Raw genomic sequence first — 26400 nt, forward strand, 5'->3', positions numbered from 1 at the left:
CCTGACAAAATTTCCGGCAATAAGCACCGGGAGAATTATTCAATAGGGAGAGCAGTTGTGTATTTAATCTGTTCCATGGCAAAGCTGGAGGTGACGTCAGACAGGCCCGGTACGCTGTTCACCAGGCGCTTATAAAATTCATCGTAGCTTTTCATATCAGCGACCTGCACTCGCATCAGGTAATCATACTCCCCTGCCATACGCCAGAACCCCAGAACCTCGGGCATTCCGGTCACTTCAGTGACAAAGCGGCAATACCATTCGCTGCTGTGATGCTGAGTTTTGATCAGCACAAACGCGGTTAAGCCCAGCCCCAGTTTTTCCGGATCCAGCAAGGCGACTCTACCCAGCAGAACACCGTCATCCTCGAGCCGTTTGAGGCGTTTCCAACAGGGAGTGGTAGTCAGATTAACGGCATCTGCTAACGCCTGCAAAGAAAGGGTGCAGTCCTGTTGCAGTAAGCCAAGCAGCTTACGGTCAATTTTGTCTAGCATATCCACTCCACAGAGAAGAATTTTCTACTTACATTCTATTTTAAAGGCTAAATGGCAACAATTTTTTCCGTGCTTTTCGCTATTCTGGGCACAAAATGACAAACGGATATCTATTAATGATGAATAGCTCCTGGGTTAAAAACGCCATCAATGAAATCAACGCGGATTATCAGCGTTCTGCAGATACGCATCTCATTCGTCTGTCGCTACCGGCGTTTCCGGGCATTCAGATCTATTTAAAAGATGAGAGCACGCATCCGACCGGGAGCCTGAAGCATCGTCTGGCGCGCTCACTGTTTCTGTACGGATTGTGCAATGGCTGGATCAAAGAAGGCACCACCATCATTGAATCATCGTCCGGTTCAACGGCGGTATCTGAGGCTTATTTCGCTCGACTGTTAGGGCTGCCGTTTATTGCTGTCATGCCTTCCTGTACAGCAAAACGTAAAGTTGAACAGATTGAATTTTACGGCGGTCGCTGTCATTTCGTGCAAAGCGCCTGCGAAATCTACGCGGCCTCTGAACAATTGGCGCGTGAGCTGAACGGTCATTACATGGACCAGTTCACTTATGCTGAGCGCGCCACCGACTGGCGTGGCAATAATAATATTGCCGACAGCATCTTTCGTCAGATGCAGTGCGAGCCCAACCCCGTTCCCCGCCATATCGTGATGAGCGCCGGCACCGGCGGCACCTCAGCAACCATTGGCCGCTATATCCGCTGTCAGGGCTACGATACTCGCCTGATGGTAGTGGATCCGGAGAATTCGGTTTTTATGCCCTTCTGGCAGGATCGCGATGCGACATTGCGCAGCCCGGTAGGAAGCAAAATTGAAGGTATCGGGCGTCCACGCGTAGAACCCTCTTTCATTCCTGATGTGGTCGATGAAATGCTGCGCGTGCCAGATGCCGCCAGCGTGGCTACCGCGCACTGGCTGGAAACGCAGTTGGGTCGTAAAGTCGGTGCCTCAACCGGCACCAACATGTGGGGAACGCTGCAACTTGCCGCGCGCATGCGCAACGCCAGAGAAACCGGTTCACTGGTGACGCTGCTCTGCGACAGCGGTGAACGCTATCTGGAAACCTACTACAACCCGCAATGGGTTGACGCGCACATCGGTGATTTAACGCCGTGGAAAGCGGAACTTGCCCAGTTGCTGAATACACACTAAGCAGACAAAAAAAAGCCAGACGCGAAGTCTGGCTTGCTGGAAGGGATCTCTCATTCGGGGGAATAAGGTAGATGCGGATTGTCCAGCCAATGCGTCAAAAAGTGTGACACCGCCTGATTACGGCAATGTCCAATCACCGATAAATGAGGCAGTTCAGCCATCAGTTGCGGCATTGCGTTACCCATAATCAGGCCGCGCCCAACGCTGCCTAACATTTCGCGATCGTTCATAGCATCGCCAAACGCCATACACTCGGACATTGAATATCCTAAGTGGTCACTCAACACCGCCAGTGCGGATCCTTTGTTACAGCCCAGCGGTAGTACCTCAAGGCAATCAACCGCGGAGAAACAGAGATTCGCCTGTTCTCCCAGCGCTTCATTCAGTTGAATGCGCAACTGGATCAGAGACTCATGATCGCCGCAGAAACAGATCTTCGTTACCTGATGAGCCGGAATACGTTTCACATCGACGATCTGGTAGCGAAATCCGCTATACACATGCGCCTGTAGCAGCGAGGGGATCTCTTGTCCGGTAAACCAACCGTTGTCATTAAAGACATGCATGCTGGCGGTGGTATCCCATTTCTGATGTAACACGATATCCGCAACATTCGGATCCAGATCCTGACGGTGCAACACATCGCCCTCAAGAGAGTGAATGCGCGTGCCGTTACCGGTGATCAAAAAGGCGTCCAGTGAGATAGAACCCAAAATGTGGCGCATTTCCAGCACATGGCGGCCAGTGGCAAATGTCAGAGTGATATCGCGTTCACGCAAGCGCGCCAGCGTTGAAAGCGTTTCGTCACCTAAATGGTGATTCGGCATCAACAGGGTGCCATCCATATCAAATGCAGCCAGACGAGCCATTTCTTTCTCCACACTGTGACGCGGTTAACTTGTGATTCAGTATCACCTGAGATATACGGAAGTAATAGTGAATAGATAAAATGAATTGTTCCGGGTTTATTACAGAAAATCATTCAAGTTGCATCAAGGCGGCAAGTGAATGAACGCCCAGGAGCATACATTTCAGTATGTGACTGGGGTGAATAAACGCAGCCAACAAAGAGGCAGCTTGAAGGATGAAGTGTATATGAGATTGTTGAATCGCCTGAACCAATACCAACGCCTGTGGCTGCCTTCGAATGGCGAACCGCAGTCGGTGACCGTCGGGGAACTGGCCGAACGCTGTTTTTGCAGTGAGCGCCACGTACGTACCCTGCTGAAGCAAGCGCAGGATGCTGGCTGGCTGGAGTGGCACGCCCAGTCTGGGCGTGGGAAACGCGGGCAATTACGCTTTTTGATGACGCCGGATTCCCTGCGCAACACCATGATGGAACAGGCGCTGCAAAAGGGAGAACAGCTTAGCGTGCTGGAACTGGCTCAGTTAGCACCGGGAGAATTAAGAACGTTGCTACAGCCGTTTATGGGCGGCCAATGGCAAAACGACACGCCAACCCTGCGTATCCCCTATTACCGCCCGCTTGACCCTTTGCACCCTGGATTTCTCCCCGGTCGCGCGGAGCAACACCTTGCTGGACAAGTTTTCTCTGGCCTGACCCGATTTGACAGCACTACGCAACGTCCCTGTGGAGACTTAGCCCACCACTGGAATATCTCCGCTGACGGCCTGCGCTGGGATTTCTATATTCGTTCCACCCTGCATTGGCATAACGGCGATACGGTAAGCAGCACGCAGCTACATCAACAGTTGCTGAAGCTGTTAGAGTTACCTGCGCTGAATAAGCTGTTTATCAGCGTAAAGCGCATTGAAGTGACGCATCCCCAGTGTCTGACCTTTATTCTGCATCGTCCCGACTTCTGGCTGGCGCACCGTCTGGCGAGCTACAGCAGTCACCTGGCGCATCCTGAGCACCCGTTTGTGGGTACCGGCCCGTTCCGGTTGACACTGTTTACTCCTGAGCTGGTGCGTATCGAGAGTCACGATCACTACCACCTCAGTCATCCGCTGCTAAAAGCCATTGAATACTGGATAACCCCGCAGCTCTTCTCCCAGGATTTGGGCACCAGCTGCCGCCATCCGGTGCAAATTGCGATTGGTAAACCCGAAGAGTTACCTATGCTAAGCCAGGTAAGCAGTGGGATCAGCCTGGGTTTTTGCTATCTCACGCTAAGAAAAAGCGCGCGCCTGAATACGCAGCAGGCTCGTCGACTGGTCGATATTATCCACCGTTCTTCCCTACTACAAACGCTTGAAGTGGATGAAAATCTGATCACGCCAAGCAATGCACTGCTGCCCGGATGGAGTATCCCGCAATGGGATGAACTCGACGAGGTGGCATTACCGGAAAAGCTGACGCTGGCTTATCATCTACCGGTAGAACTTCACGCTATGGCTGAACAGCTTTGCCATGCGTTGGCTCTGCTCGGCTGTGAATTAACGCTTATTTTTCATAATGCTAAAAACTGGGATGGCAATCATCCCCTAGCCCAGGCCGACCTGATGATGGGCGACAGGCTGATTGGTGAAGCACCTGAATATACTCTCGAACAGTGGTTGCGCTGCGATCAGCTCTGGTCACATGTATTGAATGCACCAGCATACACACATTTGCAAACGACCCTGGATGCCCTACAAATCCAGGCCGATGAGGACGATCGCCACGCGGCTTTACAACAAGTTTTCGCCACGCTAATGCATGACGCTACCCTGACGCCTCTGTTCAATTATCACTATCGCATCAGCGCGCCACCAGGGGTGAACGGCGTACGCCTGAATCCTCGTGGCTGGTTTGAGTTTACCGAAGCCTGGCTGCCACCTCCTTCAGCGTGAAGAAGCTGGTCGGCGACACGCCCAGGCGCTACCATAAGGGCTTCGTTATTTTGTCAGGAAAAGCCATGAAACGTGCCGTTGTTGTATTCAGTGGAGGTCAGGACTCCACGACTTGTCTGGCGCAAGCGCTGCATCAGTATGATGAAGTGCACTGCGTGACCTTTGATTATGGTCAGCGCCATCGCGCTGAGATTGATGTCGCACGTGACCTGGCCTTAAAACTTGGCGCACGCGCGCACAAAGTGCTTGATGTCACGCTGCTCAGTGAACTGGCTGTCAGCAGCCTGACCCGCGATAATATTCCGGTACCCGATTACGAACCGGATGCGAACGGCATTCCCAATACCTTTGTGCCAGGACGCAATATTCTGTTCTTAACGCTGGCAGCAATTTACGCGTACCAGGTGCAGGCAGAGGCGGTCATTACCGGCGTTTGTGAAACGGATTTCTCTGGATACCCGGACTGTCGCGATGAGTTCGTCAAAGCCCTGAACCATGCCGTAAACCTGGGGATGGCGAAAGATATTCGCTTTGAAACCCCACTGATGTGGATCGATAAAGCCGAAACCTGGGCGCTGGCTGATTACTGGGGCAAGCTGGACCTGGTACGCGAAGAAACACTAACCTGCTATAACGGCATCAAAGGTGACGGTTGCGGTCACTGTGCGGCGTGTAATCTGCGTGCCAACGGCCTGAACCATTATCTGGCGGATAAACCGGCAGTGATGGCGGCAATGAAGCAGAAAACCGGCCTGAAATAATTGAGTGAATAGTGCCGGATGGCGGCGTAAACGCCTTATCCGGCCTACCGACAGCATTCATCATACACAATATCGCCCGTAGGCCTGATAAGCGAAGCGCCATCAGGCAACGTTGAGCTACTGCACCATCTGCTCCAGTTTTTCGCGTAACTCCCCTTCCAGCGGCAGCGCTTTTTGCGTTTTCAAATCAATACAGACGAAGGTAATCAACGCGTCGGCCACTACCTGCCCTTCCGGTTCCAGGGTAATTGTCTGGTTTAACACCCCGCTTTTGCCATTTAGCTGTTGCACCTGACTAGTGATGGTCAGCAGGTCGCTTAGCACCGCTGGACGACGGTAGTTAATATTTATATTCACGACCACAAAAGCGATGTTGTGTGCAGTCATCCATTGAAAGCTGTCGCTGTTTTCCAGACCATCCCAGCGAGCTTCTTCCAAAAACTCGAGATAGCGGGCGTTGTTGACGTGCTGATAGACATCAAGATGAAAACCACGGACTTTGATTTGTGTTTGCATAGCGCAGGAACCTTACGTTTTTATAGGAATATATTCAGGGTAGTGAGGCCATAACTGGTATGACCTCTCTAGTCTGGCAAATTTTCAGCGCTGTGCAAGTTATTAAAGTGTTAAAACTGCCAAATTACGCTCCACCAGCGAACTGCCCATACCCGGTACCTGCTTTAAATCCTCCACCGTTTTAAACGGTCCGTACTCCTCACGATAGCTCACAATCGCCTGCGCTTTCTTCAGACCTACGCCATTCATGACTCGCGCTAAATCCTCCGCAGAAGCGCTGTTGATGCTTACCCTGGTGCCTTCATCGTCGCTTGCTTTAGCGGGCAGTGTGGCTTTGCTTTGTGCCGCCCCTGAGTTTTCCGCTTTGGTTTGTGTCGCCTGGCTTTTGGCGACAGGCTCAGCCGCCAATGCAGTTTGGGCCATACCGGCGCAGGTCAATGAAAGAGTGATAAGCAGGGCTTTGATTCCATGTTTCATACTGTTTTCTCCTTGTTTGTTAACAGTGGAATCACGATAGCGAGGTGCAGAACGGCAGACAAATGGCAAATATCAGAAATGGAAAAGGCCGCGAAAGCGGCCTTTGGTAGATACAACTTTTTGCAATTTTTTGCGAACTGCCTCGGTTATTGCTGCTGTTCCAGCGCATCACCGATTTTAATTTTTGCAGCTTTACGCAGGTTGCTCATCAGCGCTTCGAAGACAATCTGCGCGTTGTTCTGAGTGATCCCCTGAACCATCGCTTTCTTCTGCGCTTCAGGCATAGAACCGGCTTTCACCTCGTCCAGCGCCAACAGAACAACGTTACCCTGCATGTCGTTCGCTACGCCGTAGCTCGGCTTGTCTTTCGCCGGCAGGCTCAGACCAAAGGCAGCCTGGCTCAACGGATCCTGACCCGTACGGCTCAGCGTTTTTGCCTCGCCAAAGCTCAGACCCGCAGCTTTCATCGCTTCATCGCCTTTACCGGCTTTCAGATCCGCCAGCAGTTTATCGGCATCAAGCTTCGCCTGCTGCTCTGCTTTATTGTGCTTAACGAGCGCAGTTACCTGCTCTTTCACTTCAGCCAGTGGCTTCACGGCTTCGGCTTTGTGCTCTGCAATACGCAGCACGAACGCGCGATCGCCATCTACGGTGATGATATCGGAGTTACTGCCAGGTGTACCGTTCTCGCCTACCAGACCACCATTGAAAATGATGTCAGCGACTGGTTTGAAATTCAGTTCTTCCGGCAGGCTGTCACGGCTGAACCAGCCCGTTTCAACCGCTTTCATACCTGCTGCCTGCTCTGCACCCGCCAGAGATTCGTTATCGTTGCTGGCCGCATCGCTGACTTTCTGTTGCAGCGCATAGTAGGCATCCAGCGCTTTTTCCTGCTTCACTTTTGCCGCAATGTCGTCACGGGCTTCGCTCAGCGGTTTAACCTGTGCAGGCTGTACGTCGTCAAGACGCGCAACGAGGAAACCAACGGAAGACTTAATTACGCCAGACAGTTGGCCTTTTTCTTTCAGACCGGCATTTTTCAGCTCATCCGGGGTGGTGGAATCTTCCAGCCATCCCATATCGCCGCCTTTACGGGCAGAGATGATATCGGCAGATTTTTCTTTCGCCAGCGCAGCAAAATCACCGCCTTTATTCAGCTCGTCCAGTACCGCTTTGGCTTCATCTTCAGTTTTGGTCTGAATGATGCTATAGCGGTTACGCTGCGGCTGAGTGAACTGATCCTGATGCTGGTCATAGTAAGACTGAATATCAGCATCGCTGGCCGTCTCCTGCATAGCAGCAGCATCCAGCTTGATGTAGCTCACACGGAACTGTTCCGGCGTCATAAAGTTGTTTTTATTCTGCTCGTAGTAGCTGGCAACTTCCTGCTCGGTAACAGACTGCTTCGCGGCCAGTGCGTTAACGTCAATCGTCGCCTCGCGCACGATCCGCTGCTGTGCGACCAGCGCCGCCAGTTCGTCCGTTTCGCCTTTCAGCATAAAGTCTGTACCGGCAACGCCATTAATCAGCTGCTGGGTAGTAAGCTGATTACGTAATGCCTGAGCGTACTGATCTGCGGTCATGCCCATCTGATTAACAATTGCGTTATAGCGGTTGTTATCAAATTTACCGTCGACCTGGAAAGCAGGCGTGGCAAAAATAGCCTGTTTAATCTGATCGTCGCTGATGTTGAGCTTAAGCTCGCGGGAATACTGATCCAGCAGCGCTTCGTCAACAAGACGATTCAGCACCTGCTGACGCAGCGTTTTCATGTAACCTTCGTTCGCGGCCAGCTCGGAGTATTGATCGCCCAGCTGTTGCTGCATGCGGTTACGTTCGCTGTTGAACGCATTCTCGAACTGCCCGCGGCTGATCTCCTGGCCATTCACTTTGGCGGCGAAGTTATTGCCCCCGCCAATCAGGTAACCACTCACGCCGGTCAAAATGAACGACACGATAATGATACCGAAAATAATCTTGAGCACGAGACTGTTAGCAGCCGTGCGTAAGCTGTCCATCATGGTGTAACCACACTCCGCTGTAGATGACTATACGCGTTATCTCTAAAGCCGCCTGCGCGTTGACACAACAACGGCGGCAAGGATTATGAGTATATATGCTTCACGCAGCATAGCGTTTCCTGAACGCTGCGCACAAAGGCCTATTGTGACAAGAAACAGGGGTAATTGTCAGCCCACAACACGTAGAAAGTACCGGAATTACAAATAAAAAAGGCACATCAGTCGATGCGCCCTTGTACTTCGTCACATCCCCAAAGGGGAAATCACTTAGTTTACCGCGTCTTTCAGTGCTTTACCTGCACGGAAGCCCGGTACTTTAGCCGCGGCAATGGTGATCTCTTTACCTGTTTGCGGGTTGCGACCAGTACGGGCAGCACGCTCTTTAACGGCAAAAGTACCAAAACCTACCAGCGCTACGTCATCACCTTCTTTCAGAGATTCGGTAACAGAAGCAATAATTGCATCTAACGCACGTCCAGCCGCAGCTTTAGAGATATCAGCCCCTGCAGCAATTTTGTCGATCAGTTGAGATTTATTCACTCTTCTCTTCCTCTTTATAATTTATATCGCACCTGAATCCTTCAAAGTGCGACCGCGCAGCAGTTATATCAGGCCTGCCATGCCCTTACAACACCCGTTAATGATGGCAAGCCTAATCCGTCATCTAAATTAGCTATACAAAAAAAGGCTGGCAAGCCCGAAATGGCCTGCCAGCCCTGTTTTTATTAATGCTCTTTGCGCGAGGTCACTATTTTGCCGTCACAACCTGCATTCCAGAGGGTTCATTTTGCAACGCAAGAGCCAGAACTTCCTCAATGCGTTTCACCGGATGGATGTCCAGATCGGCAATTACGTTATCCGGAATCTCTTCCAGGTCACGTTTGTTCTCATCAGGAATTAAGACCGTTTTAATACCGCCACGGTGTGCCGCCAGCAGTTTTTCTTTCAAACCACCGATTGGCAGAACCTGACCACGCAGGGTGATCTCGCCGGTCATCGCCACGTCGGCGCGAACCGGGTTACCGGTAAGACAAGAAACCAGCGCGGTACACATCGCAATACCCGCACTTGGGCCATCTTTCGGCGTCGCTCCTTCAGGTACGTGAACGTGAATGTCGCGTTTTTCGTAAAAATCCGGATTAATACCCAGTTTTTCCGCACGCGCACGCACAACGGTCAGTGCAGCCTGAATGGATTCCTGCATGACTTCACCCAGAGAACCGGTGTAGGTCAGCTTACCTTTACCCGGTACACAGGCGGTTTCGATGGTCAGCAGATCGCCGCCCACTTCCGTCCACGCCAGGCCGGTTACCTGACCAACGCGGTTTTCGTTGTCCGCGCGGCCATAATCAAAGCGCTGTACGCCCAGATAGTCGTGCAGATTATCGCCATTAATCTCGATATGTTTCAGCGACTTGTCGAGCAGCAGCTGTTTCACCGCTTTACGGCACAGTTTGGAGATTTCGCGCTCCAGACTACGCACACCCGCTTCACGGGTGTAGTAACGAATAATGCCTACAATGGCGCTATCGTCGACCGTCAGCTCACCTTTTTTCAGCGCGTTACGCTCAATCTGTTTCGGCAACAGGTGACGTTTTGCAATATTCAGCTTCTCGTCTTCGGTATAACCGGACAGACGGATCACTTCCATACGATCCAGCAACGGCGCCGGAATATTCATGGAGTTAGAGGTCGCAACGAACATCACGTCGCTGAGATCGTAGTCCACTTCCAGGTAGTGATCGCTGAACGCCACGTTCTGCTCTGGATCCAGCACCTCAAGCAGTGCGGAAGCCGGATCGCCACGCATGTCGGAAGACATTTTGTCGATCTCATCAAGCAGGAACAGCGGGTTTTTAACGCCCACTTTAGCCATTTTCTGGATCAGTTTACCCGGCATAGAACCGATATAGGTCCGGCGGTGACCGCGAATTTCAGCCTCATCACGCACGCCGCCCAGCGCCATACGGATGTATTTACGCCCGGTCGCCTTGGCGATGGACTGCCCCAGAGAAGTTTTACCTACCCCCGGCGGCCCAACCAGACACAGGATCGGCCCCTTGATTTTATTCACACGGCTTTGGACCGCGAGATACTCAAGGATACGATCTTTGACGCGTTCCAGACCGTAATGGTCGGTATCGAGGATTTCCTGCGCCTGACGCAGGTCTTTTTTGACCTTGCTACGCGCATTCCACGGTACCTGAACCATCCAGTCGATGTAGCCACGCACTACGGTCGCTTCCGCCGACATCGGAGACATCATTTTCAGCTTCTGCAGTTCCGCTTCCGCTTTCTCTTTTGCCTCTTTCGGCATTTTCGCCGCGTCGATCTTACGCTTCAGCGCTTCGTTTTCGTCCGGCGCATCGTCCATCTCGCCGAGCTCTTTCTGAATAGCTTTCATCTGCTCGTTCAGATAGTACTCACGCTGGGATTTTTCCATCTGCTTTTTCACGCGGTTGCGAATGCGTTTCTCAACCTGCAGCAGATCGATTTCAGACTCCATCATCGCCATCAGATATTCCAGACGTTCGTTAACGTCGGACATCTCCAGCACGGACTGTTTGTCAGCCAGCTTCAGCGGCATGTGCGCTGCGATGGTGTCCGCCAGACGTGCAGGATCGTCGATGCTGTTCAGCGACGTCAGCACTTCTGGTGGGATTTTCTTGTTCAGCTTGATGTAGCCTTCAAACTGGCTGATAGCAGTACGCACCAGCACTTCCTGTTCGCGCTCATCAATAGCAGGCGAGTCAAGGTACTCTGCTTTCGCAGAGAAGTGCTCGCCGTTGTCAGACAGCGCTGAAATACGCGCGCGCTGTAACCCCTCGACCAGCACTTTTACGGTGCCGTCAGGCAGTTTCAGCATCTGTAAAATAGAGGCCACGGTCCCGACGGTGAAAAGATCGTTTACACCCGGCTCATCCGTTGACGCTTCTTTCTGTGCGACCAGCATGATTTTTTTATCATGGTCCATAGCCGCTTCCAGACAACGGATAGATTTTTCCCGCCCTACAAATAAGGGTATGACCATGTGCGGATAAACCACCACATCGCGCAACGGCAATACGGGGATTTCAATGCGTTCAGAACGCTCAGGATTCATAGAGCTCTCTCTTAGTTTAGTTTCCGCCAGGTAATCAGGTGGTACGACTGTGCTTCACACCACCTTTAACATGTATGTCAGTATATGGGGATGTTTCCCACACATTCAACGCCATGTTTACGGAAAAATAAAAGGGGAGATAAAATCCCCCCTTTTTAATTAAATGTCTGTATGAATTGATGAATTATTCGCCAGATGCCTGTTGTGCTTCCGGCTTACCGTAAATCAGCAATGGCTTGCTCTGGCCGCCAATCACCGACTCGTCGATCACCACTTTTTCGACGTCTTCCATCGAAGGCAGATCGTACATGGTGTCGAGCAGCGCGGCTTCGACGATAGAACGCAGACCACGGGCGCCGGTTTTACGCGCCATCGCTTTCTTGGCGATCGCATCCAGCGCTTCCTCACGGAACTCCAGATCAACACCTTCAAGATTGAACAACGCCTGATACTGCTTGGTCAGGGCATTTTTCGGCTCTTTGAGGATCTGAATCAGCGCTTCTTCACTCAGTTCGCTCAGGGTTGCCACAACCGGCAGACGACCGATGAACTCAGGGATCAGACCAAATTTGATCAGATCTTCCGGTTCGACCTGCGACAGCAGTTCACCTTCGCTGGCTTTATCAGACTGTGCTTTTACCGTTGCGCCAAAACCAATGCCGGAGCCAGTTTCAACACGGTTAGCAATCACTTTATCCAGACCAGCAAAGGCACCACCGCAGATAAACAGGATCTTGGAGGTATCAACCTGCAGGAATTCCTGCTGAGGATGTTTACGACCACCCTGCGGCGGAACGGCAGCAACCGTACCTTCGATCAGTTTCAACAGCGCCTGCTGTACGCCTTCGCCAGAAACGTCACGGGTAATGGACGGGTTATCAGACTTACGAGATATCTTGTCGATTTCATCGATATAGACGATCCCACGCTGTGCTTTCTGCACGTCGTAATCGCACTTCTGCAACAGTTTCTGAATAATATTTTCAACATCTTCACCCACATAACCGGCTTCGGTCAGCGTGGTGGCGTCGGCCATAGTGAACGGAACGTCCAGCAGGCGCGCCAGCGTTTCAGCCAGCAGCGTTTTACCGGAACCCGTCGGGCCAATCAGCAGGATGTTACTTTTGCCCAACTCAACACCATTGCTGGTGTCGCCGTTGCGCAGACGTTTGTAATGGTTGTATACCGCGACCGCCAGCACTTTCTTCGCCTGCTCCTGACCGATAACGTAATCGTCCAGGTGGTTGCGAATTTCATGTGGCGTCGGCAGCGCACTGCGTTCACGGTGCGGTGCTACTTCCTTAATCTCTTCGCGAATGATGTCGTTGCATAAATCAACACATTCGTCGCAGATATACACGGATGGACCGGCAATCAGCTTACGCACTTCATGCTGGCTTTTGCCGCAAAAAGAGCAGTACAACAATTTGCCCGAGCCATCTTTGCGTTTATCTGTCATGGGTCAAAACCTCTTCTTTGTTCTTTGTGCCGCACACGACGACGCAAATGCCATTCTCAGGCGCAAGACGCTAGTCAGCGTTGTGCCGCTCCAGGTAATTATAGCGGCACACCTGCGCACTGGGCATTAATTACGATGGGTCAAAATCGAGTCGACCAGACCGTACTCTACCGCTTCAGAAGCGGAGAGGAAGCGATCGCGCTCGGTATCACGTTCAATCTGCTCAAGAGATTGACCCGTATGATGCGCCATAAGTTCGTTCATGCGCCCTTTTACCTTCAGGATTTCACGGGCATGAATTTCAATATCCGTTGCCTGGCCCTGGTAACCGCCCAGAGGCTGGTGGATCATGACGCGAGAGTTAGGCAGGCAAAAACGTTTGCCTTTCGCCCCGGCGGTCAGCAGGAACGCCCCCATTGAGGCCGCCTGGCCCATACAAATGGTGCTGACGTCCGGCTTAATAAACTGCATGGTGTCATAGATAGACATCCCGGCAGTGATCACTCCACCAGGGGAGTTGATGTACAGGTAGATATCTTTTTCTGGGTTTTCTGCTTCCAGGAACAGCATCTGCGCCACGATCAGGTTAGCCATATGGTCTTCGACCTGGCCGGTCAGAAAAATGACGCGTTCCTTAAGTAGACGAGAATAGATATCAAAAGAGCGCTCACCACGTGAGGTCTGTTCAATGACCATCGGCACCAGCGCCATATGGGGTGCAAAGTTATCTCGTTCGCCGCTGTATGACATTTCCGTCTCCTGGATAAAATTTGAAAAAACCTGCTGTGCTGATTGTAACCTTATGGACGGATTATCAGCTAGTCCCTCAGTAATGGGTACGACATCGCCATAATTCAAGCATAACAATCTTTTGTTGTAACGCTAACACTGAAACGCTGTTTTCGCACTCTTCCCATGCAAAATGCGTGACAAAAAAAAACCCGCCACCAAAAGGTGACGGGCTTGCGTACGAAATTCGAGCTAAAAAAGCGACGAATTACGCCTGCTGGTTCATCAGCTCGTTGAAGGAAGTGGCTTTTTCAGTCACTTTCGCTTTCGCCAGAACGGCTTCAACAGCCTGCTCTTCCAGAGCGACGTTACGCATGTTGTCCATCAGCTCTTTATTTTTGCTGTAGAACTCAACCACTTCTTTCGGATCTTCGTAAGCAGAAGCCATCTCTTCGATCAGGCCTTTAACGCGATCTTCGTCAGCTTTCAGTTCGTTGGTGCGAATCACTTCGCCCAGCAGCAGACCAACAACTACGCGACGCTTAGCCTGTTCTTCGAACAGTTCACGCGGCAGTTCCAGAGCTTGTTTCTCGTTGCCGCCGAAACGCTGTGCAGCCTGACGACGCAGAACGTCGATTTCGCTGTCGATCAGCGCAGCCGGAACGTCGATGTCGTTAGCTTTTACCAGACCTTCGATCGCCTGAGACTTAACGCGGTTACGCACTGCGCCTTTCAGCTCGCGTTCCATGTTTTTGCGTACTTCAGCGCGCAGACCTGCTACGGAACCATCTTCAACGCCGAAACGTTTGATGAATTCTTCAGTCAGTTCCGGCAGTTCGCGTTCTTCAACTTTCTTCAGGTTGATAACGAACTTAGCGGCTTTACCTTTCAGGTTTTCAGCGTGGTACTCTTCCGGGAAAGTCACGTCGATAGTGAACTCTTCGCCAGCTTTGTGGCCTTTAACGCCTTCTTCAAAGCCTGGGATCATACGACCCTGGCCCATCGCCAGTACGAAGTCAGACGCTTTGCCGCCTTCGAACTCTTCGCCGTCTACAGAACCGGTGAAGTCGATGGTTACACGGTCTTCTGCATCAGCAGCGCCGTCTTTGTCTTTCCAGGTAGCCTGCTGCTTACGCAGGGTATCCAGCATCACGTCAACGTCAGCGTCGGTGACTTCAACAACCGGTTTTTCAACTTCGATTGCTTCCAGACCAGTCAGCTCAACTTCCGGGTAAACTTCGAACTCTACCGCGTAAGTAAAATCTTCACCCAGTTTGTATTCGCCCGGAACGTAGTTCGGTGCGCCAGCCGGATTGATTTTTTCTTTGATGATCGCGTCAACGAAGTTGCGGCTCATCAGGTCGCCCAGAACGTCCTGGCGAACAGATGCGCCATAACGCTGAGCAACAACATTCATCGGTACTTTTCCTTTGCGGAAACCGTCAATACGCACTTTCTTCGCTACGTTGACCAGCTCGCTTTTCACAGCGGTCTCGATGCTGTCAGCAGCGATAGTAATCGTTACACGGCGGCCAAGGCCTTGAGTGGTTTCAACTGAAACTTGCATCTTGTTACCTCAAAAAATCACAGTGCTCGGTCAACTCTTCTCCGCAAGCACAGGTTGTTGGCTTCGCGGAACTGGGATGTTCTCATAAGCAATCACATTCCCTGTCGTCAGAATCATCCCGAAGACATTCCGAAAAATAAGACGCGCATTATAGCGGCATCACTTTTATGAGTCGAGAACGGTTATCGCGCGTTGCTGCGGCTTTTTTCACAATTCCCGGCTAATTTTTGTCTGAATACTGTACGACTGCCCCAGAATTCAGACAAAACAAAACGGCCCGCAGGCCGTTTTCACATAATCTGTAGCAACATACTGGAAAAGCGTCGGTTGTTGCAAATCCGTTTTACGCGATGCTTCCCGCCCCACGACACGGAGGCGATGCAAAAATCGTATCCTGCAACGCTTCCCACTCCTTAATGGTGTAGGTATGCAGGGCAAGTGCGTGAACGGTTGTGGAAAGCTCCGCCGTTAACGTGCTGTAAATCATCCGATGACGATTAAGAAAACGTTCACCTGTAAAGCGATCGCTAACCAGCACAACCTTAAAGTGGCTTTCAGAACCAGCCGGGACATTGTGACGATAGCTTTCATCCACAACTTCGAGGAACACGGGTTCGAACGCTGCCCTTAATTTTTCTTCTATTTGCTCACGAATCATCATGAAATTTTCCTCCGACAACGCTGAGATGTCACCCATCCCTTTAAATACTAGCCGCTTTTACCGTTTTCATTACACCTTAGCAACAAAAAATTAGCGCTTGTCTGATTTTCTCAGCCAAACGGATGAAGTTCACTGAATCCTCACTTCGTTTTATTGCAAAAAGTCCGTTTATGGCCTCCACAAAGTCATAAAACGGACAACACAATGAATTTACATGCGTTACCCACTTCCCCTCATCGTTGGCGATGTTATGATGGCGGGAATTTTCTCTAACCATACAATTTAGATTCGCTGAGAGCCCTGGCATGTTTAAAAAAATCCTCTTCCCGTTAGTCGCGATGTTCATGTTAGCTGGATGCGCAACGCCGCCGACCACTATTGAAGTCTCCCCGAAAATTACCCTGCCACAGCAGGACCCAAGCCTGATGGGCGTGACCGTTAGCATCAACGGTGCCGACCAGCGTCAGGATCAAGCGCTGGCAAAAGTCACCCGCGACAACCAGCTGGTTACGCTGACCGCGTCCCGCGATCTGCGCTTCCTGCTGCAAGAAGTACTGGAAAAACAGATGACCGCACGCGGTTATATGATTGGACCAAACGGCGCTGTAAACCTGCAAATCATTGTTAGCCAGCTGTACGCTGACGTGTCTCAGGGTAGCGTGCGCTATAACATTGCCACCAAAGCAGATATCGCCATCATTGCGACCGCTGCTAACGGCAACAAGATGACCAAAAACTACCGCGCAAGCTATTCTGTTGAAGGCGCACTGCAGGCCTCTAACAAAAATATCGCTGACGCCGTTAACAGCGTGCTGACCGACACCATCGCTGATATGTCTCAGGACACCAGCGTTCACGATTTCATCAAGCAGAACGCTCGTTAATTTCTGCCCATATGGCCCGGCGTTCGTCGGGCCTATAGAAGCCCATGTCCAGTCATTACTTACGTATTTTTCAACAACCACGTTCAGCTATCCTGCTTATTCTGGGGTTCGCCTCCGGTTTACCGCTCGCACTCACCTCCGGTACGCTTCAGGCGTGGATGACGGTCGAGAATATCGATCTTAAAACCATCGGTTTCTTTTCCCTGGTAGGTCAGGCCTACGTATTTAAGTTTCTCTGGTCCCCGTTGATGGACCGTTACACGCCACCGTTTTTAGGTCGACGTCGCGGCTGGCTGCTGGCGACCCAGGTGCTGTTGTTAATTTCTATCGCCGCGATGGGCTTTCTGGAGCCTGGCACACAGTTACGCTGGATGGCCGCACTCGCAGTAGTGATCGCTTTTTGCTCGGCCTCGCAGGATATCGTCTTTGATGCCTGGAAAACCGACGTGTTGCCCGCAGAAGAGCGCGGCACCGGCGCGGCTATCAGCGTGCTGGGCTATCGATTAGGGATGCTGGTTTCAGGCGGACTGGCCCTGTGGATGGCCGATCGCTGGCTGGGCTGGCAAGGGATGTACTGGCTGATGGCAGCGCTGTTGATTCCTTGTATCATCGCCACCCTGTTAGCACCTGAACCGACTGATACCATTCCGGTACCTAAAACGCTGGAACAGGCGGTTGCGGCTCCGCTGCGCGACTTCTTTGGTCGTAACAACGCCTGGCTTATCCTGCTGCTTATTGTGCTGTATAAGCTCGGGGATGCCTTCGCCATGAGCCTGACCACCACCTTTTTGATCCGCGGCGTTGGATTTGATGCGGGTGAGGTTGGTGTGGTGAATAAAACGCTCGGGCTTCTGGCAACCATCGTTGGTGCATTGTACGGTGGGATCCTGATGCAGCGCCTTTCGCTGTTCCGCGCATTGCTGATATTTGGCATCCTGCAAGGGGCGTCAAATGCAGGCTACTGGTTATTGTCCATCACTGACAAACACATGTTCAGTATGGCGGCCGCCGTCTTCTTTGAAAACCTGTGTGGCGGAATGGGCACAGCGGCGTTTGTCGCTTTATTAATGACGCTGTGCAATAAGTCCTTCTCAGCGACCCAGTTCGCCCTGCTCTCCGCGCTTTCAGCCGTTGGTCGCGTTTATGTTGGCCCGGTAGCGGGTTGGTTTGTCGAAGCACACGGCTGGCCGACGTTTTATCTGTTCTCCGTGTTTGCCGCGATCCCCGGCCTCATACTGCTGCTGGTATGTCGCCAGACCCTGGAACATAGCTGGCAAAATGAAAGCTTTATTCCGCGTACGGAATTTCGTGGAGCGTACAGTCTGGCATTAATGACGTTGGTAGTGGGCTGCTGCCTGCTGCTGGTTTGGCTGCTACTGTTAACCATGAACGCGCTGGATTACACCAACTTCTCCTTCCTGCCGGAACTGCTTGAAGTCTCGGTGGCGGTCGCGGTCTGCGGGGTGATTTTTGGTGGATTGCTGGATTATCTGGCTCTGCGCAAAAACCGTCTGGCGTAAAAAAACGTATTAATAAGCCGTTGTAATCACCCTGCGTAATTATAACGGCTAAATAAACAACAATTGATAAAAATAATATTTGTTATTTTGTGCGCCAAAGAATTTGGAAATTATTGACGCCTTTTATATATTTTATTTTCCTTACTCGATTCAGCCACTACAGATTTATTTTTTGTTCCCAATTTGTCTTTTTATTGATAATCAATTGTTAAACAATTGTTTTATTTTCGTATTGGTTATACCAATTGCCCTCAGCCTGTCCCCCACCTGCCTGCTTTCGTTATAACGTGATGTTGCAACAGGTTCTTAAAGTCAAAGCGACATATATTGCAACATATGTGACATGCACGGCAGAACCCAGTAACACAGATCCAAGGATGTTTACAGTAATGTAACCTTCCCGTAAAATGCCCTCACACTTTAAACGCCACCCGGTCCCGTGGAATTGAGGTCGTTAAATGAGACTCAGGAAATACAATAAAAGTTTGGGATGGTTGTCATTAATTGCAGGCACTGCGTTACTCAGTGGCTGTAATTCTGCGCTGCTTGACCCTAAAGGACAGATTGGACTGGAACAACGTTCACTGATACTGACGGCATTTGGCCTGATGTTGATTGTCGTTATTCCTGCCATCTTGATGGCTGTTGGTTTTGCCTGGAAGTATCGTGCAAGCAATAAAGATGCGAAGTACAGCCCGAACTGGTCACACTCCAATAAAGTGGAAGCTGTGGTCTGGACGGTGCCGATCTTAATCATCATTTTCCTTGCCGTTCTGACCTGGAAAACCACTCACGCTCTTGAGCCAAGCAAACCGCTGGCGCATGACGAGAAGCCCATTACCATCGAAGTGGTTTCCATGGACTGGAAATGGTTCTTCATCTATCCGGAACAGGGTATCGCTACCGTGAATGAAATCGCCTTCCCGGCGAATACTCCGGTTGAGTTCAAAGTGACATCCAACTCCGTGATGAACTCCTTCTTTATCCCGCGTCTGGGTAGCCAGATTTATGCCATGGCCGGTATGCAGACTCGACTGCATCTGATCGCCAACGAAGTCGGTACTTATGATGGTATCTCCGCAAGCTATAGCGGACCAGGCTTCTCCGGTATGAAGTTCAAGGCTATCGCAACAAAGGACCGCGCCGAATTCGACCAATGGGTTGCTAAAGCTAAACAGTCCACGAACACCATGAGCGACATGGCTGCGTTCGAGAAAGTGGCTGTGCCAAGCGAATACAACCAGGTGGAATACTTCTCCAACGTGAAACCCGATTTGTTTAAAGATGTTATTAACAAATTTATGGCTCACGGTAAGAGCATGGACATGACCCAACCCGAAGGTGAGCACAGCGCACACGAAGGCATGGAAGGCATGGACATGAGCCACGCGGAATCCGCTCACTAAGGGGCCGAGGAAGAATACGATGTTCGGAAAATTGACGCTGGATGCAGTGCCGTTCCATGAACCCATTGTCATGGTTACGATCGCTGCCATTATCATCGGTGGTGCGGCCTTACTGGGCCTAATCACTTACTTCGGTAAGTGGACCTACCTGTGGAAAGAGTGGCTGACTTCGGTTGACCACAAACGCCTTGGCATCATGTATGTCATCGTCGCAATCGTCATGTTGATTCGTGGCTTTGCCGACGCCATCATGATGCGTAGTCAGCAAGCGCTGGCTTCTGCAGGTGAAGCGGGCTTCCTGCCTCCTCACCACTACGACCAGATCTTCACGGCTCACGGCGTGATTATGATCTTCTTCGTGGCAATGCCATTTGTTATCGGTCTGATGAACCTGGTGGTTCCACTGCAGATCGGTGCACGTGACGTTGCATTCCCGTTCCTGAACAACCTGAGCTTCTGGTTCACCGTTGTCGGCGTAATCCTGGTTAACCTGTCTCTGGGCGTAGGTGAATTCGCACAGACCGGTTGGCTGGCGTATCCGCCGCTCTCGGGAATAGAGTACAGTCCAAGCGTCGGGGTCGATTATTGGATATGGGCAGTCCAGTTGTCCGGTATTGGTACAACCCTGACCGGTATCAACTTCTTTGTGACCATCATTAAGATGCGTGCACCAGGAATGACCATGTTCAAGATGCCGGTATTTAGCTGGGCGTCTCTGTGCGCGAACATCCTGATTATCGCCTCTTTCCCAATCCTGACGGTTACCGTCGCGTTGCTGACCCTGGATCGCTATCTGGGCACCCATTTCTTTACCAACGATATGGGCGGCAACATGATGATGTACATCAACCTGATTTGGGCCTGGGGCCATCCGGAAGTGTACATCCTGGTTCTGCCGGTCTTCGGGGTGTTCTCCGAAATCGCGGCAACCTTCTCACGTAAACGTCTGTTTGGTTACACCTCGCTGGTGTGGGCAACCGTGTGTATCACCGTTCTGTCGTTCGTTGTTTGGCTGCACCACTTCTTCACCATGGGTGCAGGCGCTAACGTAAACGCCTTCTTCGGTATTACCACCATGATTATCGCCATCCCGACCGGGGTGAAGATCTTCAACTGGCTGTTCACCATGTATCAGGGCCGTATCGTATTCCACTCAGCGATGCTGTGGACGATTGGCTTTATCGTCACCTTCTCAGTTGGCGGCATGACCGGCGTACTGCTGGCGGTGCCGGGTGCGGACTTCGTACTGCACAACAGTCTGTTCCTGATTGCGCACTTCCATAACGTTATCATCGGCGGCGTCGTATTTGGCTGCTTCGCAGGTATGACCTACTGGTGGCCAAAAGCGTTTGGCTTCACGCTGAACGAAACCTGGGGTAAACGCGCATTCTGGTTCTGGATCATCGGCTTCTTCGTGGCATTTATGCCGCTGTACGTGCTGGGCTTCATGGGTATGACCCGTCGCCTCAGCCAGCAGATTGACCCGCAGTTCCATCCGATGCTGGTCGTTGCCGCCTGCGGTGCCGCGCTGATTGCACTGGGTATCCTGTGCCAGCTGATTCAGATCTACGTTTCTATTCGCGACCGCGAGCAGAACCGTGACCTGACCGGTGACCCATGGGGTGGTCGTACGCTGGAGTGGGCAACCTCTTCCCCGCCTCCGTTCTATAACTTTGCCGTTGTGCCGCACGTTCACGAGCGTGATGCCTTCTGGGAAATGAAAGAAAAAGGTGAAGCGTACAAGCAGCCTGCGCACTATGAAGAAATTCATATGCCGAAGAACAGCGGTGCCGGTATCGTCATTACCGCCTTCGCAACACTGTTTGGTTTCGCCATGATCTGGCATATCTGGTGGCTGGCGATTGCAAGCTTCGCAGGCATGATCATCAGCTGGATTGTGAAAAGCTTTGATGAAGACGTGGATTACTACGTGCCGGTCCCGGAAGTCGAAAAACTGGAAAACCAGCATTTCGATGAGATTACTAAGGCAGGGCTGAAAAATGGCAACTGATACTTTAACGCACGCGACTGCCCACGCGCACGAACACGGGCACCACGATGCAGGCCAGACCAAAATCTTCGGATTCTGGATCTACCTGATGAGCGACTGCATTCTGTTCTCTATTCTGTTTGCAACCTATGCCGTTCTGGTGAACGGCACCGCAGGTGGCCCGACAGGTAAGGACATTTTTGAACTGCCGTTCGTTCTGGTTGAAACATTCCTGCTGTTATTCAGCTCCATTACTTACGGCATGGCAGCGATTGCCATGTACAAGAACAACAAGAGCCAGGTTATCTCCTGGCTGGCGTTGACCTTCTTGTTCGGTGCCGGATTCATCGGGATGGAACTCTATGAATTCCATCACCTGATTGTTAACGGCATGGGCCCGGATCGTAGCGGTTTCCTGTCTGCGTTCTTCGCGCTGGTCGGCACGCACGGTCTGCACGTCACCTCCGGTCTTATCTGGATGGCAGTTCTGATGGTGCAAGTCGCTCGTCGCGGCCTGACCAGTACTAACCGTACCCGCATCATGTGCCTGAGCCTGTTCTGGCACTTCCTGGATGTGGTATGGATCTGTGTGTTCACTGTTGTTTATCTGATGGGGGCGATGTAATGAGTCATGCTAACGAGAGCGGCGGCGCATCCCATGGCAGCGTAAAAACCTACATGACAGGTTTTATCCTGTCGATCATCCTGACGGTCATTCCGTTCTGGATGGTGATGACAGGTTCTGCCTCTCCGGCCGTCATTCTGGGAACTATTCTGGCAATGGCAGTGGTACAGATTCTGGTGCACCTGGTGTGCTTCCTGCACATGAATAGCAAATCTGATGAAGGTTGGAACATGACGGCCTTTGTCTTTACTGTGCTAATCATCGCCATCCTGGTTGTGGGCTCCATCTGGATTATGTGGAACCTTAACTACAACATGATGATGCACTAAGAGCGGCGATTATGATGTTTAAGCAATACCTGCAAGTAACGAAACCAGGCATCATCTTTGGCAACCTGATCTCGGTGATTGGGGGGTTCCTGCTGGCCTCGAAAGGCAGCATTGATTATCCCCTGTTTATCTACACGCTGGTTGGGGTGTCACTGGTTGTGGCGTCGGGTTGTGTATTTAACAACTACATCGACAGGGATATCGACAGGAAGATGGAGAGGACCAAAAACCGCGTGCTGGTTAAAGGTCTGATTTCCCCTGCGGTCTCACTGGTGTACGCCACCCTGCTGGGTATTGCTGGCTTTATGCTGCTGTGGTTTGGCGCGAACCCTCTGGCCTGCTGGCTGGGGGTAATGGGCTTCGTGGTCTATGTGGGCGTCTATAGCCTGTACATGAAGCGCCATTCCGTTTATGGCACGCTGATTGGCTCACTCTCCGGCGCTGCGCCGCCGGTGATTGGCTACTGCGCCGTAACCGGTGAGTTCGATAGCGGTGCGCTGATTCTGCTGGCTATTTTCAGCCTGTGGCAGATGCCGCACTCTTACGCGATTGCGATTTTCCGCTTTAAGGATTATCAGGCTGCCAACATCCCGGTACTGCCGGTGGTAAAAGGTATTTCAGTCGCGAAAAACCATATCACGCTGTATATCATCGCATTTGCTATCGCCACGCTGATGCTAACCCTGGGCGGCTATGCAGGTTATAAATACCTGATTGTTGCTGCGGCGGTGAGCGTCTGGTGGTTGGGCATGGCGCTGCGCGGTTATAAAGTGGAAGATGACAAAGTCTGGGCGCGCAAGCTGTTCGGTTTCTCCATCATCGCCATTACCGCGCTTTCCGTGATGATGTCCGTCGACTTTATGGTGCCAAACTCGCAGAACCTGCTGACTTACGTCTGGTAAAATCTGCTGATAAAAAAGGGTGCTTCGGCGCCCTTTTTTATTACTATGCAGTTTGGAGAGCATTAGGTCTCGTCTTTTTGTTTATCATCCCAGACCTCAAACAGCCATTTCCCCGCTTCAGCCGACTCAGCAAACATCCTTACGGTTAACGGTATGCGCGTTGCTTCCACTTCTTCCCGGTTAGCCTTGAACCATCTCGTGAATAGCGGTAGATTGTGCCATGGATAATAAGGTTTCCAGTTCACACATGATAAATCGACTTTGAACTCTTTCTCATATCGATCCAGAGCCCAGTAGAGATCATCACCGGGGGCACCAAACAAATCTGAATCAAGTTCTAAAGGAACCTCTTTCCAGTTTTCATCCAAATACCCAGGTATTTCTTCCCTGAACAGCCTTAACACATCGTCTTGAATGCTCATTAGAATGATGTCCACTGAATACGATCTTTGGGCCTAGCAATCAGATTGTATTTTGTCTGCGTCTTTCTGGAGACTTGCACAAGCGCATTTATAAGACCAATCCACCCAAACCAAGGTACATAACGAGCAATCACAGCAGCGAGTTTGTTGGTTCTTTGTATCCTGAACCCCACCGGAGTGGGGACTTTAATACCAAATGGTACCCGCGCATCTCTCAGAAGCATTCTCCCGTATTTGGAAACAACACTTGTTCCTTCAATAGCCCCAGAAGGTTTCTGTCTTGTGTTCAACCAAGGTTGACCAGCCAGAATCGCGGCTCCCGATTCAATGCCAATTCCTAACTCATCACAAAATTGTTCCAGAAAGATGAGATCTAACAATTCCCCAGCTGACAGATTGCTGTGACCATGATACCAATAGGTTCCATTCGCTTCTTCAGTTGTGTCCATTCAATCACCCATTATGCCGTCTGCCGGTCATTCCATGCGTCGGTATAGATAATGTTCCCGTCGCAATGCTTCCATGTGATTTTTTCGTAGCGTAACTCTATGGTTTCAAGGTGATTGTTGTTTTTGTCTTCTGGCCCAGCCATCGTCGGAGAGACCGAGACAATCCGCACGCCCTCGAGCAGCATGTTGAAATACTCCACTTCCTGACCGGCATCATTGATTTTGTACCAACGAATCTCTGCAGACTTAAGATTCTGACCAGAAGCGACCGCTTTGTATAAATAGGGACTCGAGTAGTCAAACTCTTTGACGATCATCATCGGTGAATGTTGGCGTGTGCCTGTTGGTTTACCCGTTGCATTATCAGTTGGAATAGAGAGATTGTGATGAAAACCTTTAAATTCAATACTGTATTCTCTTCCCTTTACGTCACACCCGCCCTTAATCAGCGCGCCACCATCGTCATAAATCCACATATTGCCTGGAATCGCCATTTTCCTTTTCCCTCTTTCCATTAGAAATAACCACAAAAAGACTACACCTGTAATTATCGCAAGTAAATTAGTTGCAGCTGTAACTATTTAAGTTTCCGCGCTACACAATTCCACATATCGTAGAGGTTTACCCCATTCCTTCCCCGCTTTACACTAGGCGCGAAATTAATACAGAGGTGGGAATGAACGATTACAAAATGACGCCCGGTGAGTTGCGCGCCACCTGGGGTTTAGGGACCGTATTCTCGTTGCGCATGCTTGGCATGTTTATGGTTCTGCCGGTTCTGACCACGTACGGCATGGCGCTACAGGGCGCCAGCGAAGCGCTGATAGGCCTTGCCATCGGCATTTATGGCCTGGCGCAAGCCGTCTTCCAGATCCCCTTTGGTCTGCTCTCTGACCGCATCGGCCGTAAGCCGCTTATCGTCGGTGGGCTGGCGGTATTCGTTCTCGGCAGCGTAATTGCCGCCCTTTCCGATTCAATCTGGGGAATTATTCTAGGCCGCGCCCTACAAGGCTCTGGCGCGATTGCTGCCGCCGTGATGGCGCTGCTTTCCGACTTAACCCGCGAGCAAAACCGCACCAAAGCGATGGCGTTTATCGGCGTCAGCTTTGGTATCACCTTTGCCATTGCGATGGTGCTGGGGCCCATCGTTACCCATGCGCTGGGGCTCCACGCGCTGTTCTGGATGATTGCCGCTCTTGCCACCACGGGTATCGTGCTGACTATTTGGGTCGTTCCCAATAGCACCAGCCACGTACTAAACCGTGAATCGGGCATGGTAAAAGATAGCTTCAGCAAAGTGCTGGCGGAGCCCAAACTGCTGAAGCTCAATTTCGGCATCATGTGTCTGCACATTTTGCTGATGTCCACTTTCGTCGCGTTACCAGGACAACTGGCGAAAGCCGGTTTCCCCGCCGCAGAACACTGGAAAATTTATCTGGTGACGATGCTGCTGTCCTTTGTTTCCGTGGTGCCGTTCATCATTTACGCCGAAGTAAAGCGCAAGATGAAACGCGTATTCCTCGCCTGCGTGTTACTGATCCTTATTGCAGAGATTGTATTGTGGAGCGCTAACATTCGTTTCTGGGGTCTGATTGCGGGCGTGCAGATTTTCTTCCTCGCCTTTAACCTGATGGAAGCCCTTCTCCCCTCGCTTATCAGCAAAGAATCACCTGCAGGTTATAAAGGCACGGCGATGGGCGTTTACTCCACCAGCCAGTTTCTTGGCGTGGCGATTGGCGGTTCACTCGGTGGTTGGGTGGTCGAAATGTTTGATGGTCAGGCCGTATTCCTGGCTGGCGCGCTGCTGGCAGCCATTTGGTTACTGGTGGCAAGCACAATGAAAGAACCGCCGTACGTCAGCAGCCTGCGCGTGGAAATCCCACCAGAGATTGCCGCGGATGACACGTTGAAGCAGCGTCTGCTGGCGAAAGAAGGGATAAGCGAAGTGTTAATTGTCGCAAAAGAGCACTCGGCCTACGTGAAAATCGACAGCAAAGTCACCAATCGATTTGAGGTTGAGCAGGCCATCAGCCAGGCGTGATAATTGCCGGATGGCGACTATCGTCTTATCCGGCCTACAAATAGCGTGTGCGACCTGTAGGCCGGATCAGGCATTA

Annotated in this window: 25 protein-coding genes; 11 read left to right on the plus strand and 14 right to left on the minus strand. The window is 51.3% G+C overall.

Annotated features, from left to right (window positions below):
- Positions 1-35: 35 nt before the first annotated feature.
- Positions 36-494: an Lrp/AsnC family transcriptional regulator gene (locus OGV71_RS10245; protein ID WP_003021649.1), complete on the minus strand. Its 459-nt coding sequence runs from the start codon at positions 492-494 to the stop codon at positions 36-38.
- 116 nt (positions 495-610) lie between these two features.
- On the opposite strand from OGV71_RS10245, the gene OGV71_RS10250 reads away from it, so the two are divergent.
- Entirely contained in the window at positions 611-1666 is a 1056-nt protein-coding gene (locus tag OGV71_RS10250; protein WP_220133005.1) for a PLP-dependent cysteine synthase family protein, read from the plus strand.
- Positions 1667-1716: 50 nt separating this feature from the next.
- Here the strand turns inward: OGV71_RS10250 and cof are convergent, their stop codons facing one another.
- Complete coding sequence (cof, locus tag OGV71_RS10255) at positions 1717-2535, minus strand: HMP-PP phosphatase (RefSeq protein WP_003021643.1); 819 nt, start codon at positions 2533-2535, stop codon at positions 1717-1719.
- 226 nt (positions 2536-2761) lie between these two features.
- On the opposite strand from cof, the gene OGV71_RS10260 reads away from it, so the two are divergent.
- Positions 2762-4462 (plus strand): SgrR family transcriptional regulator, encoded by a 1701-nt coding sequence (locus OGV71_RS10260; RefSeq protein WP_204583977.1) that lies wholly within the window; start codon positions 2762-2764, stop codon positions 4460-4462.
- 65 nt (positions 4463-4527) lie between these two features.
- A complete protein-coding gene (gene queC, locus OGV71_RS10265; protein ID WP_204583979.1) occupies positions 4528-5223 on the plus strand; it encodes a 7-cyano-7-deazaguanine synthase QueC in 696 nt (231 codons plus the stop codon).
- A gap of 117 nt (positions 5224-5340) precedes the next feature.
- On the opposite strand, the gene fadM is transcribed toward queC, so the two are convergent.
- The 9 genes from fadM to bolA form a co-directional block, all read right to left on the minus strand.
- Positions 5341-5739 carry a long-chain acyl-CoA thioesterase FadM gene (fadM, locus tag OGV71_RS10270; protein ID WP_003021636.1) on the minus strand — a complete coding sequence of 133 codons (399 nt, stop codon included), beginning with the start codon at positions 5737-5739 and terminating at the stop codon, positions 5341-5343.
- 102 nt (positions 5740-5841) lie between these two features.
- Positions 5842-6216, minus strand: a complete 375-nt coding sequence (locus OGV71_RS10275) for a helix-hairpin-helix domain-containing protein (RefSeq protein WP_003021633.1) — start codon at positions 6214-6216, stop codon at positions 5842-5844.
- 146 nt (positions 6217-6362) lie between these two features.
- Entirely contained in the window at positions 6363-8237 is a 1875-nt protein-coding gene (ppiD, locus tag OGV71_RS10280) for a peptidylprolyl isomerase (RefSeq protein ID WP_016149702.1), read from the minus strand.
- A gap of 267 nt (positions 8238-8504) precedes the next feature.
- Positions 8505-8795 (minus strand): nucleoid-associated protein HU-beta, encoded by a 291-nt coding sequence (gene hupB / locus OGV71_RS10285; protein WP_219352570.1) that lies wholly within the window; start codon positions 8793-8795, stop codon positions 8505-8507.
- Between the two features lie 190 nt (positions 8796-8985).
- Entirely contained in the window at positions 8986-11340 is a 2355-nt protein-coding gene (gene lon, locus OGV71_RS10290) for an endopeptidase La (protein ID WP_003021627.1), read from the minus strand.
- Between the two features lie 184 nt (positions 11341-11524).
- Positions 11525-12799, minus strand: coding sequence for an ATP-dependent protease ATP-binding subunit ClpX (clpX, locus tag OGV71_RS10295; RefSeq protein WP_003831013.1), 1275 nt, complete (start codon positions 12797-12799; stop codon positions 11525-11527).
- 126 nt (positions 12800-12925) lie between these two features.
- Positions 12926-13549, minus strand: coding sequence for an ATP-dependent Clp endopeptidase proteolytic subunit ClpP (clpP, locus tag OGV71_RS10300; RefSeq protein WP_003021624.1), 624 nt, complete (start codon positions 13547-13549; stop codon positions 12926-12928).
- Between the two features lie 247 nt (positions 13550-13796).
- Positions 13797-15095, minus strand: coding sequence for a trigger factor (tig, locus tag OGV71_RS10305; RefSeq protein WP_003021622.1), 1299 nt, complete (start codon positions 15093-15095; stop codon positions 13797-13799).
- A gap of 343 nt (positions 15096-15438) precedes the next feature.
- Positions 15439-15756, minus strand: coding sequence for a transcriptional regulator BolA (gene bolA, locus OGV71_RS10310; protein ID WP_003021619.1), 318 nt, complete (start codon positions 15754-15756; stop codon positions 15439-15441).
- 305 nt (positions 15757-16061) lie between these two features.
- Here bolA and OGV71_RS10315 point away from each other — a divergent pair, with 305 nt between their 5' ends.
- The 7 genes from OGV71_RS10315 to cyoE all read left to right on the plus strand — a co-directional run bounded on the left by OGV71_RS10315 (position 16062) and on the right by cyoE (position 23412).
- Positions 16062-16640: a lipoprotein gene (locus OGV71_RS10315; protein WP_003021617.1), complete on the plus strand. Its 579-nt coding sequence runs from the start codon at positions 16062-16064 to the stop codon at positions 16638-16640.
- 44 nt (positions 16641-16684) lie between these two features.
- Positions 16685-18160: a muropeptide MFS transporter AmpG gene (ampG, locus tag OGV71_RS10320; protein WP_003021615.1), complete on the plus strand. Its 1476-nt coding sequence runs from the start codon at positions 16685-16687 to the stop codon at positions 18158-18160.
- Between the two features lie 458 nt (positions 18161-18618).
- Positions 18619-19566: a cytochrome o ubiquinol oxidase subunit II gene (gene cyoA / locus OGV71_RS10325; protein ID WP_003847580.1), complete on the plus strand. Its 948-nt coding sequence runs from the start codon at positions 18619-18621 to the stop codon at positions 19564-19566.
- A 19-nt stretch (positions 19567-19585) separates the two neighbouring features.
- Entirely contained in the window at positions 19586-21577 is a 1992-nt protein-coding gene (gene cyoB / locus OGV71_RS10330) for a cytochrome o ubiquinol oxidase subunit I (protein ID WP_003021610.1), read from the plus strand.
- Positions 21567-22181: a cytochrome o ubiquinol oxidase subunit III gene (locus OGV71_RS10335; protein WP_003021608.1), complete on the plus strand. Its 615-nt coding sequence runs from the start codon at positions 21567-21569 to the stop codon at positions 22179-22181. The genes cyoB and OGV71_RS10335 overlap by 11 nt, the downstream gene beginning before the upstream one ends.
- The gene (locus tag OGV71_RS10340; protein WP_003021607.1) at positions 22181-22510 is read left to right on the plus strand and encodes a cytochrome o ubiquinol oxidase subunit IV; all 330 of its coding nucleotides are present in this window, start codon (positions 22181-22183) and stop codon (positions 22508-22510) included. The genes OGV71_RS10335 and OGV71_RS10340 overlap by 1 nt, the downstream gene beginning before the upstream one ends.
- A gap of 11 nt (positions 22511-22521) precedes the next feature.
- On the plus strand, positions 22522-23412 hold the full coding sequence (gene cyoE, locus OGV71_RS10345; protein ID WP_003835956.1) for a heme o synthase: 891 nt from the start codon (positions 22522-22524) through the stop codon (positions 23410-23412).
- A gap of 62 nt (positions 23413-23474) precedes the next feature.
- On the opposite strand, the gene OGV71_RS10350 is transcribed toward cyoE, so the two are convergent.
- From OGV71_RS10350 to OGV71_RS10360, 3 genes are read right to left on the minus strand one after another with little or no spacing between them, the layout of a single operon-like run.
- Positions 23475-23834 (minus strand): DUF1493 family protein, encoded by a 360-nt coding sequence (locus OGV71_RS10350; protein WP_003021603.1) that lies wholly within the window; start codon positions 23832-23834, stop codon positions 23475-23477.
- Complete coding sequence (locus OGV71_RS10355; protein WP_003021601.1) at positions 23834-24283, minus strand: STM2901 family protein; 450 nt, start codon at positions 24281-24283, stop codon at positions 23834-23836. The genes OGV71_RS10350 and OGV71_RS10355 overlap by 1 nt, the downstream gene beginning before the upstream one ends.
- An 11-nt stretch (positions 24284-24294) precedes the next feature.
- The gene (locus OGV71_RS10360) at positions 24295-24777 is read right to left on the minus strand and encodes an Hcp family type VI secretion system effector (protein ID WP_003021598.1); all 483 of its coding nucleotides are present in this window, start codon (positions 24775-24777) and stop codon (positions 24295-24297) included.
- A gap of 182 nt (positions 24778-24959) precedes the next feature.
- On the opposite strand from OGV71_RS10360, the gene OGV71_RS10365 reads away from it, so the two are divergent.
- Positions 24960-26324 carry an MFS transporter gene (locus OGV71_RS10365; RefSeq protein ID WP_005125155.1) on the plus strand — a complete coding sequence of 455 codons (1365 nt, stop codon included), beginning with the start codon at positions 24960-24962 and terminating at the stop codon, positions 26322-26324.
- Positions 26325-26400 lie beyond the last annotated feature (76 nt).

It is taken from the genome of Citrobacter sp. Cf088, from assembly GCF_030334295.1.
Taxonomy (GTDB): Bacteria; Pseudomonadota; Gammaproteobacteria; order Enterobacterales; family Enterobacteriaceae; genus Citrobacter; species Citrobacter freundii.